Origin of the sequence: Granulicella tundricola MP5ACTX9 (genome assembly GCF_000178975.2) — a bacterium.
Taxonomy (GTDB): Bacteria; Acidobacteriota; Terriglobia; order Terriglobales; family Acidobacteriaceae; genus Edaphobacter; species Edaphobacter tundricola.
In genome coordinates this window covers 3192293-3205981 of sequence record NC_015064.1, presented here as the reverse complement: position 1 = coordinate 3205981, position 13689 = coordinate 3192293, and the positions used below count along the sequence as shown (strand labels likewise).

General features: G+C 62.5%; 9 protein-coding genes. 3 read left to right on the top strand and 6 right to left on the bottom strand.

Features of this window, described 5'->3' with window-relative positions:
• Positions 1 to 98: 98 nt before the first annotated feature.
• The gene (locus ACIX9_RS13705; protein WP_013581087.1) at positions 99 to 1202 is read right to left on the bottom strand and encodes an energy transducer TonB; all 1104 of its coding nucleotides are present in this window, start codon (positions 1200 to 1202) and stop codon (positions 99 to 101) included.
• A gap of 419 nt (positions 1203 to 1621) precedes the next feature.
• Between ACIX9_RS13705 and galE the strand changes: the two genes are divergently transcribed.
• Both galE and ACIX9_RS13695 read left to right on the top strand, forming a co-directional pair.
• Entirely contained in the window at positions 1622 to 2590 is a 969-nt protein-coding gene (gene galE, locus ACIX9_RS13700; protein ID WP_013581086.1) for a UDP-glucose 4-epimerase GalE, read from the top strand.
• Positions 2591 to 2617: 27 nt separating this feature from the next.
• Positions 2618 to 3199 carry a DUF421 domain-containing protein gene (locus ACIX9_RS13695; RefSeq protein ID WP_013581085.1) on the top strand — a complete coding sequence of 194 codons (582 nt, stop codon included), beginning with the start codon at positions 2618 to 2620 and terminating at the stop codon, positions 3197 to 3199.
• Here ACIX9_RS13695 and ACIX9_RS13690 read toward each other — a convergent pair.
• Complete coding sequence (locus tag ACIX9_RS13690) at positions 3196 to 3378, bottom strand: hypothetical protein (protein ID WP_013581084.1); 183 nt, start codon at positions 3376 to 3378, stop codon at positions 3196 to 3198. The two genes, ACIX9_RS13695 and ACIX9_RS13690, sit on opposite strands and share 4 nt — an antisense overlap.
• A 311-nt stretch (positions 3379 to 3689) precedes the next feature.
• Positions 3690 to 4901: an L-lactate MFS transporter gene (locus ACIX9_RS13685; RefSeq protein WP_013581082.1), complete on the bottom strand. Its 1212-nt coding sequence runs from the start codon at positions 4899 to 4901 to the stop codon at positions 3690 to 3692.
• Positions 4902 to 5185: 284 nt separating this feature from the next.
• On the opposite strand from ACIX9_RS13685, the gene acs reads away from it, so the two are divergent.
• Positions 5186 to 7123: an acetate--CoA ligase gene (gene acs / locus ACIX9_RS13680; protein WP_041597796.1), complete on the top strand. Its 1938-nt coding sequence runs from the start codon at positions 5186 to 5188 to the stop codon at positions 7121 to 7123.
• Positions 7124 to 7170: 47 nt separating this feature from the next.
• On the opposite strand, the gene ACIX9_RS13675 is transcribed toward acs, so the two are convergent.
• The 3 genes from ACIX9_RS13675 to ACIX9_RS13665 all read right to left on the bottom strand — a co-directional run bounded on the left by ACIX9_RS13675 (position 7171) and on the right by ACIX9_RS13665 (position 13622).
• Positions 7171 to 9564 carry a PAS domain S-box protein gene (locus ACIX9_RS13675; RefSeq protein WP_013581080.1) on the bottom strand — a complete coding sequence of 798 codons (2394 nt, stop codon included), beginning with the start codon at positions 9562 to 9564 and terminating at the stop codon, positions 7171 to 7173.
• Between the two features lie 99 nt (positions 9565 to 9663).
• Positions 9664 to 10176, bottom strand: coding sequence for a YybH family protein (locus ACIX9_RS13670; protein ID WP_232298718.1), 513 nt, complete (start codon positions 10174 to 10176; stop codon positions 9664 to 9666).
• Between the two features lie 86 nt (positions 10177 to 10262).
• A complete protein-coding gene (locus ACIX9_RS13665; RefSeq protein ID WP_013581078.1) occupies positions 10263 to 13622 on the bottom strand; it encodes a S41 family peptidase in 3360 nt (1119 codons plus the stop codon).
• Positions 13623 to 13689 lie beyond the last annotated feature (67 nt).

Below are 13689 nucleotides of genomic sequence, written 5' to 3'. Positions count from 1 at the left end.
TACGGCTCCTGTGGTGTGCAGCGAGGAATGGGTACCTGATGTGATGCTAGCCGATGCAGCCTGCGAACGGCTAATTCGTTCCAGATGAGACGTTTGAACTAGCTTGCGAGCTGGAAGGAGATGTTGACGACACCCTCCCAGTCAACGGGGTTTCCGGAGGCATCGACCGCCGGCTTGAACCGGGTGGCCTGGATGGCGTGAACGGCAGACTCATCCAGCCCGTGACCGAGACCATTGGTGACGCCGATGACCGAGACGGCAGCGTTGGAGGAGACCCGGATACGAACCGAAACCGTGCCTTCCAGATGCATGGAGGTGGCCTCCGCGGTGTAGACAGGGCGCGGCTTGAAGAGGACCTGGGGGCCGGTGCGGACGGGCGGGTGCTCGGCGCGTGCCTGCTGGGTCTGTGGGGTCTCCGGAGCGTGACCGAGGGCGACGACCGCGGGACGATTGCCGACGCCGTTACCGGTGCCACCGGGGGTTCCGTTGGTGACGCCGAACTTCACGCCCTGGACGCCGCGTGAGCCGGTGCCGTTCATGGCGCCGCCGGGCTGTCCGCTGCCAAGGTTGACGGAGCTGGCCGGGGGACCGCCGCCGGTGGTGCGGGCGGGCATGCCGGCGAGACCGCGGCTGCCGAGATCGACGGCTGCGACCGCAGGACGGTCCGAGTGCAGGGGATTGTTGGCCGTGCCGAGCGAGACGGCCGCGGGGTGGGGATCGTTGTTGGCGACCGAGGCGGAGCGCGCGAGGTTCACGGCGACCGGCTTGGGCGCGGCGGCGGCCACGACGACTTTGGGCGGCGCGGGGGCCACTGCGGGGAGCGGCTTTTCGACCGGCTTCATCTCCAGCGGCTTGGGTACGTCAGGCAGCTTGACCTCAGGCTTGAGGATCTTGGGCTCGATCGTCTTGACCGGCGGGAGCTTGGGCGGAGGAGGAGGCGGGATGATCTTGACGATCGGTTTGGGCTCCGGCACAGGCACGGGCGCAACGTAGGTCAGGTTTTCCTTGGCGCGGAGCGCAATGGTCTTCTTGGCGGCCGCGCCGATGATGATGGCGACGATGGCCAGAACGATGTTGAGCGTGACCGAGGTGAAGAGCGACGACTTGCTCTGGCCACCGGTGTTCATGACACCGAAGTGCTTGAACTGTTGTTCCTGGGGCTGTGGCTGGGTGACGGTTTCGCTGCGCAGAGGAGTCGACATAAAAGGTCCTTTTGAGGGCCTCGGTGCGAGGAGGCGACGAGGAGGTTGATTTGAGATGCTGTAGATGGAGCCTGGTTCAACCGTCTGCGCGGCCTAAGTAACGTAAAACGAGGACAAACCCGTACTGTTGCCCTTTGAAAGATCAACCCGATATCGGTGAGATGCCGATAATGGGTTTTGAAGTCTGCTGATGCTGAACTGCGATAGTCACGGAGCAAGGTTGAGGACAATCAAAGAGTCCGGTAGATGGTTTGGATCGTTCGACTTCCGAGTTCGAAGTGAGACGCCCACTACAGTCATCGGTAAACTTAAGTAACTCTTTAACAGTGTGCCAGAGAGTCGTAGTCGACGCACTGATACTTTTGTTGCAGCGCATACTAAAAGGTTTCATTGTGAAGAATTTAGGGGAGATGGGACAGATGAAGATTCTGGTAACTGGAGGCGCGGGCTACATCGGCGGAACGGTGAGCCGACTGCTCCTGGAGCGGGGCCATGAGGTCACGGTTTTCGACAGTCTTTGCCATAGCCGCCGGTCGGCGATTGCAGAGGGTGTGACGTTTGTGGAGGGCGATCTGGCAGATAGCGCTCTGCTCGAAAAGACGTTGAATGCCGGGAAGTTCGATGGCGTGCTGCACTTTGCGGCGCTGATCGAGGCCGGCGAGAGCATGAAGCAGCCGGAGGTTTACTTCCGCAACAACACGGCGGGAACGCTGACGCTGCTGGAGGCGATGCTGGCGACCGGGCACAACAAGCTGGTGTTCAGCTCCACCGCTGCCTGCTACGGCGAGCCGGAGAAGACGCCGATCACCGAAGAGGCCAGGCTGGCGCCGACGAACGCGTACGGAGAGAGCAAGCTGCTCTCTGAGCATATGATGCGCTGGATGCACCACTCCCACGGGCTGCGGTATGCGGCGCTGCGGTACTTCAACGTAGCCGGCGCGATTCCCGGATATGGCGAGAATCATGAGCCTGAGTCTCACCTGATTCCGCTGGTGCTGGATGTGGCGCTGGGACGGCGGGCGAGTATCAAGATCTTTGGGCAGGACTATCCCACGCCCGATGGGACATGCGTGCGCGACTATGTGCATGTGCAGGACCTGGCGGATGCGCATCTGCTGGCGCTGGCGGCTCTCGAAGACAAGGCTCCGCTGATCTATAACCTGGGCAGCGGAACGGGTTTCACGGTGCTGGAGGTGATCGAGTCTGTGCGGCGGGTGACGGGCAAGGAGATTCCGGTGGAACTATGTCCTCGCCGTCCGGGCGATCCTGCGGTGCTGGTGGCAAGCTCTGAGAAGATCCAGCAGGAGTTGGGTTGGAAGCCTCAGTTTGCGAAGCTGGACAGCATCATCGAGAGCGCATGGATCTGGCATCAGCAGCTGCATCGCTAGTTTTAGTCACGAGGAGGGAGAGTTCGCTTGATCGAGAGTATGTTTCACATGCACCTGCCGCTGCTGGAGAAGATTCTGCGGCCGATGATCGTGTACCTGGTGCTGATCGTGTTTCTGCGTCTGTTCGGCAAGCGTGAGCTGGCGCAGTTGAACCCGTTCGACCTGGTGGTTCTGCTGAGCTTGTCGAATACGGTGCAGAACGCGATCATTGGGGACGATAACTCGGTGACGGGCGGCGTGGTGGGTGCGTTTGCGCTGCTGGCGATCAACTGGGTGTTGATGCGGATCCTGTTCAAGGTTCCGAAGCTGAACGATGCGTTGGAGGGAACGGAGACGCTCTTGATCCTGGACGGTATCGTCGACTATGAAGCGTTGAAGCGGGAGACGCTGACCGAGGTCGAACTCCTGTCCGTGCTGCACAAGCAGAGCTTCGACAGCGTGAGTCAGGTAAGGAAGTGCGTGCTCGAGCCGAATGGGACGTTCTATGTCGAGGGCATGACGCCGAGCGCGGAGGATGTTCACTCCAGCGATCTGATGAAGGCGGTGGAGACGCTGACGCGCGAGGTGAGGGAGCTGCGATCGGAACTGAACCGGCGAGCCGATGCCTAAGCCGGCTTGAGCTTGGCAAGAGCCTTGGTGAGGCGCTCGGGCTGCGTGGGCAGGATGGAGTCGCGAACCGCGGCGCGGTAGCCGCCCATGTAGATGGAGTACATCACCGCAAGCGCGCAGCCCACTCCAAAGACGAAGCCCAGGAAGAATCCGATGCAGACTGAGAGCGGGAAGGTCACAGGCTCAGTCTAGCAGCGGGGTCTAAGGCCGGAGGTGACTAGCGGTTGCGGGTGGGTGCCGGCTCTGACTTTTCGACCGAGGTCATCGCGACGAGGCAAGGGATAAGGATGATGAGGATGAAGCTGGCTGCGATGGCGATATCGGGCATAGTGTGTGACCTCAGGGGACGTTGAAACAACCTGTCTGTGTTTACCCTATCGTCAATTTGCGCCTCGCTACAAGGTTATGGTTGTACAACTAATGACCCACGAAAATTACTCCCGATAAAGGGAATAAGCTTCGTGGGTCGTGGGTAGTTTTGTCCTTGTTTTCAAGCCTTTGCGACGGCAGGCGGTCTGACGACGAGAGGCAGCAGAGCAGAGACGGCCATGATCATCGCGATGATGTGCAGACCGCTCGCGTAGGTGCCGCTGGACTGCCGCAGATGCGCGATGAGCAGAGGACCGAAGGCGCTGGCGAAGCCCCATGCGGTGAGCATCAGGCCATAGATCGAACCCACGTTGGCCGGCCCGAAGTAGTCTGCTGCAAACGCCGGCATGGTGCCGAAGCCGCCGCCGTAGCACATGAGGATGATGAAGCTGATGGCGGTGACGATGGGAACGGCATGCAGGCTCGGCAGGAGCCAGAAGAGCAGGATCTGAATGACGAACATGGAGACGAAGGTCATACGTCGACCGAGCGTGTCCGACACCCAGGCCCAGAAGACTCGTCCAAGCGCGTTGCCGATACTGACGATGCCGACCATGCCTGCCGCGATGATGGCGGTGGCACGGGCAAACTCCTGGAACATGGGAGCTTCCTGGGAGATGATCGAGATACCCGCAGACGTATTGAGGAAGAGCAGGAGCCAGAGCGCCCACCACTGCCAGGTCTTGAGCGCCTCGCCGAGGGTGAAGCTGCGTGCGTGCTCCTGGACGAGCTGCTTCTGGGTGGGGGTCCAGCCTTCCGGCTGCCAGCCTTCGGGCGGGTTCTGCATGAAGGTGGCTGCGGCCACGGTGACGATGAGGAAGGCGATGCCGAGATAGGCGAAGGTATGCAGGACGCCGATGCTCTGAATGAGGCGCGTGGCGATGGGCGCGGTGACCAGGGCTCCGGCCCCGAAGCCGCCGACGGCGATGCCGGTCATGAGGCCGCGCTTATCCGGGAACCACTTGAGGAGGACGGCTACGGGAACGATATAGGCGAAGCCCAGGCCGATACCGCCGATGACGCCGTAGGTCAAATAGAGCCACCACAGGCCGATGGAAGAGAAGCTGGCGAGGAAGACGCCGATCCCGTAGAGTGCGCCGCCAGTGAGCGCTACGACACGGGGGCCGACTTTCTTGAGCCAGAGGCCGCCGAAGAAGGAGGCGAAGCCGAGCACCATGATGGCGATGGTGAAGGTGAGGGTGACCTCAGAGATGGACCAGTGAAACTGCTTGGCGAGAGGCGCGCGAAAGACGCTCCAGGCATAGACGGCTCCGAGAGCCATTTGCAACAGAATGCCGGCAAGGGCGATCCACCACCGATTCAACGTGCTCATCGTAAAACTCCTGGAAGGCAAAATGTGGGTGCGCGACGCCGATGGCTAGCGAGTGATCTCGTCAAAGCGGTCGCCGGACCAGTGTACGAGTACATATGTACATGAGTTAATAGACGTTTGAACAGCGGTCTATGATCTCATTTCTTTGTTTGGTGTATGGAATTGGGACAAATTGCTCTTGGTATGGCGCATAGCGTACCTTTTCGAGGATGGTCTCAAGGGGGAATTCAAGCGTGTCCAGCTCCAGCAACAGCGCCACGGAAAGCACCACCGTTCACACGAATATGCACTCGTTTCTGCGGGAAGACCGCGTCTTTGCACCGCCTGCGGAGTTTGCGGCGAAGGCCCATGTAACGTCGCTGGACGACTATGAGGCGATGTACAAGCGGAGCGTCGACGATCCTGAAGGCTTCTGGAGCGACGCTGCGAACGAACTGGAGTGGTTTACGCCGTTTACCTCCGTGGTTCAAGGTGAGATGGGGTCGGCGCGTTGGTTTGAGGGTGGGCGGCTGAATCTTTGCCACAACTGTGTGGATCGTCATGCGTTGGGGGTGCGGCGGGATAAGGTCGCCATCGTGTGGGAGGGTGAGCCGGGTGAGGTAAAACGGCTGACGTATGGCGACCTGCTGGAGCAGGTACAGGTGTTCGGGAATGTGCTGAAGTCGCTGGGTGTGAAGAAGGGCGACCGCGTGGCGATCTACATGGGGATGTGCCCGGAGCTTGCGATTGCGCTGCTGGCCTGTGCGCGTGTGGGGGCGGTGCATAACGTGATCTTCGGTGGGTTTGCGGCGCATGCGCTGGTAGACCGGATCAACGACTCGGAGTGCAAGGTGGTGCTGACGCAGGATACGTCGTACCGGCGCGGGGGCGAGGTCAAGCTGAAGGCCATCGTGGATGAGGCGCTGGAGAAGTGCCCGGGTGTGGAGAGCGTGCTGGTGCATCGGCGCAGCGGGACCGCGGTGGCGATGAAGGAAGGGCGCGACCTCTGGCTGGATGAGGAGAGTGCGAAGTTTGCGGGGCAGGCTTGCGTGGCGGAGGCGATGGAGTCGGAAGATCCGCTCTACATCCTCTACACGTCCGGGACGACGGGCAAGCCGAAGGGGCTGGTGCATACGACGGGTGGGTACTCCGTGGGGACGTATCTGACGAGCAAGTACAACTTCGACCTGCGGGAAGAGGATGTGTACTGGTGTACGGCGGATATCGGATGGGTGACGGGGCATAGCTACGTGGTCTATGGGCCGCTGCAGAATGGCGCTACGGTGCTGATGTATGAGGGTGCGCCAAATCATCCGCAGCCGGACCGGTTCTGGAAGCTGATCGACGATCACAAGGTGACGGTGTTCTACACGGCTCCGACGGCGATCCGGTCGTTCATCAAGTGGGGCGGCGAGTGGTTGAAGCCGTACTCACTGGCTTCGCTGCGGCTGCTGGGGACGGTGGGTGAGCCGATCAATCCTGAGTCTTGGATGTGGTATTACCGGGAGATTGGGCATGAGAAATGCCCCATCGTCGATACATGGTGGCAGACGGAGACGGGTGCTCACATGATCGCGCCGGTGCCGGGCGCGGTGGCGACGAAGCCGGGATCGGCGACGCGGCCTTTCTTTGGGATTGTGCCTGAGATTGTTACAAAAGAAGGCGAGCCGGTGCCTGCGGGGCAGGGCGGGTTGCTGGTGATCCGCAAGCCTTGGCCCTCGATGGCACGGACGATCTATGGAGATGCGGAGCGGTACAAGCAGGCTTACTTCTCTGAGATTCCGGGGGCGTACTTCACCGGCGACGGCGCGCGATGCGATGCGGATGGATACTACTGGCTGATGGGGCGCGTGGACGACGTGATCAACGTCAGCGGGCATCGGCTGGGGACGATGGAGATCGAGTCCGCGCTGGTGGCACATCCCAAGGTGGCCGAGGCTGCGGTCGTCGGGCGGCCGGATGAGATGAAGGGGCAGGCGATCTCTGCGTTCGTGTCGCTTGAGGAGGGCCATGAGCCATCGGATGAGTTGAAGAACGAACTGCGGCAGTGGGTGGCGAAGGAGATCGGTGCGCTGGCGCGGCCGGATGACCTGCGGTTCACGCAGTCGCTGCCGAAGACGCGGTCCGGCAAGATCATGCGGCGTCTGCTGCGGGAGCTTGCGACGACCGGGACGGTGACGGGGGATACGACGACGCTGGAAGACTTCAATGTAATTGCTAGTCTTCGGGGGAACGAGGAGTAAGGGTGGTCCAACCCACGTCTCAGAATCGAGACGTGGGGCACCCAGTTTTAGCGGAGATGGGCGACGGCCTTGGTGGGCAAGGTGAAGTGGAAGGTTGCGCCCTTGCCCGGGGGGCTGGAGGCCCAGATGCGGCCGCCGTGCTGGGCGATGATGCTGCGGCAGATGGCGAGCCCGAGGCCGGTGCCGCCCATGGCGCGGGTGTCTGAGGCGTCGACCTGCTGGAAGCGCTCGAAGATATTTTCAAGCCGATCCTGCGGGATGCCCGGACCCTGGTCGCTGATGTCGAACTGGGCTTCCTGTTCGTCGAGGTAGCGGGCGGTGAGGGTGATCTCGCCTTCGGGCGGCGAAAACTTGATGGCGTTGGAGATGAGGTTAGAGAGCGCCTGCAGGATGCGGTCGGGATCTGCCCAGACGCGGACATCGTTGCTTTCCACGCGGAAGCGCACGTTGTGCTTGAAGGTGGCGCCCTGGTGGATCTTGGTGGCGCGTTCCAGCAGGTCTTCTGCGGCGGACATGACGGGACGCAGTTCAGAACTCCCGCTGCCGATGCGCTCGATATCCAGGATGTCGTTGACGAGGCGGACGAGTCGATCGGTGTTGGCGATGGCGATCTGAAGCATCTGCTTCATCTTGTCCGGACGCGTGGCTAAAGCACCACCGGTGACGAGGCCCAGGGCTGCGCGCAGGGAGGTGAGCGGCGTGCGCAGTTCATGAGAGACGGTTGAGATGAACTCGTCCTTCATGCGGTCGAGCTGGCGGCGCTCCGTGGTATCGGCGAAGGCGACGACGACACCGACGGCGCGGCCGGGGCGGATGCCGTCTTCGGAGGCCTCGATCTGCGGACGAGCGACGTACTCGACCGGGAAGCAGGTGCCGTCCTTGCGCCAGAAGACCTCGTCCGAGACGCGCATGGTGTCAAGCGCATCGATGGCACGCATGACGGCGCAGTCATGGAAGTCGTGCGCGGAGCCGTCGGCGCGGGTGTGGTGGATGACCTCATGCATGTTGCGGCCCAGAAGCTCATGGGGCTTGTAGCCGAGCATCTGCGCGGCTGCGGGATTGACGACGGTGACCCGGCCTTCAAGATCGAGTCCGTAGATGCCGTCGCCGACCGATTCCAGGATGGAGTTGGACTGGTCGATGAGGTTGCGCAGCTTGCCTTCCGCCTGAACCTGCTCGGAGATATCGACGCCGAAGCCGAGGACGTAAGGCTCGCGCCCCGCGATCTCGATGAGCTTGTTGCGGTAGGCGATGATGCGTTCGCTTCCGTTGCGATGCGTGAGGTAAAGGCGGCCCTGGGCTTCGCCGGTCTGCTGGACCTGGCGGAGATAGTCCTGGAAATGTGGTCTGCGTGACGGTGCGAGTAGCAGAGCGAGGTTGCGGCCGATCAGCTCCTCGACCTCATACCCGACGCTTTGAGCACCGTGCAGGTTGACGGAGAGCAGCTTGCCTTCCAGGTCGTGCGTGCAGACCATGCCCAGCGAGCCTTCGATCAGCTGGCGGTAGCGTGCTTCGCTTTCGCGTAGGGTGTCTTCCGCCTCGCGCTGCTCGGTGACGTCAATGCCGGTGGAGATGATGAAGTTGGTCTGCCCCTGGGGATCGACGAGCGCGGTGGCGGACCAGGCGATGCGGCGGAGGCTGCCATCCCGGCGGAGCCAGTGGTTTTCAAAGCTGGTAGGGGACGAGCCGTTGACGATGCGCTCAAAGGTCGAGACGGATTCCGCGACCTCGTTTTCCGGGATGAGTTTCTCCCAGACGTAACGGCCGACCATGGATTGCAGATCGTAACCGGAAACGGCTTCGCAGGTGCGGTTGAAGCGCACGATGCGGCCGGCGGTATCGCGCACGAGGACCAGCGCACCTACAGTATCGAGCATGGCGGAGACGAAGTTGCGTTCGACGCTGAGGGCGCTTTCGACGCGCAGCCGCGATCGACCGGCGCGGTCCATGTGACGGACGCGGGCATTGAGTTCAAAGCGTGTGGTGACCTGGCGGGCAAGCACCTGGAGCGCGCTTTTCTGGGTCTCCGATAGGGTGCGCGGTGCGGAGTCCTGCACGAAGAGACAGCCGATGTTGATGCCCGCACCCCCGGCGAGGGGCGCACCGGCGTAGAAACGGGTGACTCGGCCGGCGACCATGATGCCGTCCGGACGGTAGTCGCGATGGTAACGCGCGTCCGGGATCTCATAGACCGAATCGCCCAGGATCGCGGTCTCGCAGGGGACGCTTCCGCGCGGCAGTCGTGGTGGACCCGGTCCGAAACGGGATTGAAAGTAAACGGCATCTGCCCCCACGAGCGAGATGCCCGCCATGGAGGTGCCGCAGATCTGCGCGGCGAGCTGCGTAAGGTCGTCGATTCCAGAATCAGGCGCGGTTCCGATGACCTCGTATTCCTCGAGGGCTTCAAGCCGTAGCGCTTCGTCTCTGGAGAGAGTTTTCATCGCTTAGTTGCCATGGTAAGGAGGGCGGGCGAGATTGGCTGTAATACTTACGGGGGATGATGCAATCAAGAGCTTCGATCCTGCAGGCGCACGGATCGCTCAGGGTTTGGGGAGCGAGCAGCAATCTCCGGCTCCAGGTGGCTCGTTCGCACTGGCGTCCAGGATGACCTTCCAGACGCCATCCTTGGATTTTCTCCACACCGTAAAATAACGTCCTGAAGTCACGGTTGGATGTCCGTCCGGGTTGATTGATTTGCCGTCGTAGTGCCCCCAGGTGAAGCCCATGTCGTTGGACGGGCCCATCTGCGCGCCTTGGGGGTTCCAGGTGAGCTGGTAGCTTTTGGGGTCCCACTGGGCCTGGGCCGTGATGGCGCCGCGACCCAGGATGGCGGGTTTGCCGTTATTGAGAACGACGGCATCGTCTGCAAACCACTCTGAAAAGACCTTGCCCCCGCCTGCGGCGACCGCTTCCTGGAAGCGTCCTTCCAGCTCCATCAACTCCACCACTCCGGGGGTGAGGACAGGCAGCGTGAGCGGACTGATGATGCGGTAGCCTGAATTGCCGGATGGCACAGTCTGGCCTGGAATAGTGCCGGGGAGCTGCTGGGCCATGCCCTCCCCGACCGCAACGATGACAAACAAGGCCCTAAGACTGGTCCGGAACATGGTAGATCGTAGCATTCCGGCCCATTCCGGGGTTAACGATTATGGTAGTCCGGGAACGGAGGACGCTTGGGTGCCGGAACGGGACTCTTCTCCAACCCTTCAAGAGCCAGGGCTACAGCTTTTTCCAGTTGCGGGTCATGGCCTTCGCTGACGGCCTTGGGGTCCTGGTCGACGGGGAAGTCCGGCTCTACGCCCTTGTTTTCCACATCCCAGACGCCGGATGGGGAAAACTGGCCGAAACTGGGCGAGGTGACGTTGCCGCCATCCATCAGGACCGGAATGCCGCCGATGCCGACGAGGCCGCCCCAGGTGCGCTTGCCGACGAGCGGACCGATCTTCTGCTGGCGGAAGAGGTACGGCATGGCGTCGCCACCGGAGCCGGAGAACTCGTTGGTGATCATGACCTTGGCCCCCAGGATGGCGGCGGTGGGGGTGCGGTCGATCGCTCCGTAACGCGGCTGCCAGAAGCTGAGCAGCGGGCGCTTCATGGCTTCGATGATGTAGTCGGCGACCTGGCCGCCGGCGTTGAAGCGCTCGTCGATGATGGCGCCCTGTTTGTTGTCCTGGGCGAAGTAGTAGCGGTTGAAGTTGGTGAAGCCGCCTTCTCCGGTATCGGGCAGGTAGACGTAGGCGAGCTTGCCGCCGGAGAGTTGATCGACCTTCTTCTGGTTGCTCTCGATCCAGTCGACATTGCGGAGGGAAGCTTCGCTGCGGATGGGGATGATGGTGATATCGCGTGCGGGAGCGCTGCCGGTGGCGAGGCGCAGCGTGACGGCGTGGCCGGCGGTGCCTTCGAGCGGGCGCTGGATGTCCTCGGCTGCGGTGAGCGGTTTGCCGCCGATGGCGGTGATGCAGTCGCCGACATGGACGTTGAGGCCGGGCTGGGTGAGCGGGCCGGTCATATTGGGGTTCCAGTGGCCGCCGTCGTAGAGTTTGGCGATGCAGTACTGGTTGTTGACGATGGTGTAGTCCGCGCCGAGCAGACCGCCGGGGACGCGCTTGGCCTCCGGGATCGCGCCGCCGTTACCGCGCAGGTGGCCGACGGAGAAGGGTCCGAGCATCTCCTGGAAGATGTAGTTGAGGTCTGTGCGCGAGGCGATGGAGCGGACGTAGGGCTCAAACTTCTTCTCATCGGCGACGGTGTCCACGCCGTGGAAGTGGGGGTCGTAGAAGTAGGCACGCTCGACGCGCCAGACCTCGTGGTACATCTGACGCCACTCGGCGGCGGGGTCTGTGCGGATCTGCATGTCGGCCAGGTTGAGGACGCCGCTGTCTCCACCGGGCTTACCGCCTGCGGGGGCGGGGGTTGCGGGGACGATGGAGTAGTTCGGGGTGCCACCGTCGCCGCCGTGAGGCTGCTCCAGCAGAACCTTCTCTCCGTTGGCGGAGAGGGAGTAGGACTCGACGCGGTCGGAGATGGTCTCGGCCTTGCGGGATTCAAGCGAAAAACGCTTCAGGGTGCCGGGGCCACCGCCTTCGCTGTGCTCGACGAAGAAGAAGCCGCCGGCCTTGCCGCTGTCGAGATCGGTGTAGCGGCGGGACGGGAGCGGCAGGGCGACGACGCGGGTCTCGATGCCTGCGAGATCGATCTTGGTCGGCTTGGTGGTGGGGACTGCGGGCATGGAAGCTTTGGCCTCGGCGGCTTCGTCGGGCTTCTGACCTGCTGGTTTTGCAGGAGTCGTGGTGGGCTCGTCGCCCATGTCCTTGTTGTGTTCCTTGGCTTCGGCGAGGGTCTTCTCGTCATCGCTCTCAGGTGCAACGGGGCTGGGGGCATCCGCGGCGAGCACCAGCGCGTAGAGGTTGCGCGTGGTGCGGAGAAGATCGCTGGTCATGTCCAGGCCGAAGGCTGTGCCGCCCTGGTTTGTGCTGGCGGTGAAGTAGAGATACTTGCCGTTGCGGTCGAAGGCGGGGTTGCCGGAGTCGGCCATCTTGTCCGTGAAGACCGTGCTCGTGCCGGTCTCGGTGGAGTAGAGATAGAGGCAGCTCAGGTGGTTGTCTTCGGTGCGCGAGTAGGCGAGCCACCTGGAGTCGGGCGACCAGGCGTAGTCGCGGTCGATGCCGGAGAAGAAGTTGTTCTCTCCTACGTGCGAGAGCTTGCCGGTGACGATGTCGAGCATCCAGAGGTTGAGGCGATTGTCGTAGAAGGCGATCTTCTTGGAATCGGGTGACCACTTGGGCTGGAAGTAGTAGGCGGCTTCAGCGGCCAGGGGGAACTTCTTGACGGGGCCGTCGTCGTTCTGGCTGGCGACGTGAAGGGCATAGAGGCCGCTTTCGTCGGAGAAATAAGCGATGGACTGGCCATCGGGTGCCCAGGCGGGCCAGCGCTCCATCGCGCCGGGGGTGTTCGTGAGGTCGCGGGTAGGACCGTGCTTGACGGGGACGGTAAGGATCTCGCCGTGCGCTTCAAAGACGGCTCGGATGCCGGTGGGCGAGATGCCGGCGTGTTCGATCTCGGCGCTGACGTTCTCGATGCGCTCGCGAACCTCGGGGAGGTCGCCGGTGACGTCGATCTCGATCATGTGGGACTTGCCGGAGGCGGGATCGAAGAGATAGATCTCGCCGAGCTGGTCGTAGACCAGGCCGCCGGGGCCGGCGGAGAGGGAGTGCATGTCTGATCCGGTGTTGTGGAGGGCTTCCGTGACGGCCTTGGTGGCGGGGTCGTAAGAGAAGAGGCTGACGGAGCCCTTGCGGTCTGAGAGGAAGTAGACCTTGTTGCCGAACCAGACGGGCGAGAAGTCCGACGCCTTCTCATGCGGGATGGCGGTGGTGGTCAGGTCAGGCAGGCTGGTGATGTTGACCGTACCCGCGCGGCCGCCGCGGTAGTTGCCCCACGAGACGTAGCTGGTGTAGTTGAAGCCGAAGGCCGGCGCGAGCGGGGAGTAGGCGATCATCTTGCCGTCGGCTGAGATCTGGCCCTGGTAGGCGAGGGGCAGTGGCAGCAGCTTGGCTACGCCGCCGGTGGGCGCGACCTCAAAGAGCTGGGCAAAGCGGCTGGTGGCCTGACGGTCGGAGCGGAAGATGATCTGCTTGCCGTCCGGTGTCCAGGCTACGGGGACGTCGATGGAGGGGTGATAGGTGACGCGTTTAGGGATGCCGCCTGCGATGGGAATGGTGAAGACGTCGGTGTTGCCGTCGTACTCGCCTGAGAAGGCGATGGTACTGCCGTCCGGCGAGACGACGGGTGCGGTCTCGATGCCGACGCCAGCGGTGAGGCGCGTGGCTTTGCCGCCCTTGCGGTCAACCGTCCACAGGTCTCCGGCGTAGTTGAAGACGATCTGGGTCTGGGTCAGTGCGGGCCGCTGCAGGAGATGTGGATTGGCGGGCGGCGGGGCGGCAATCGCGAAGGGCGCTACGGCAAACGAGGCGGCGAGCACGGACAGAACTTTGCGCAAAGAGACATCTCCTGAAAACTGCCTGGAACTAAATTCGCTGTTCGTTCATCTTACGATTTTCAGCGGC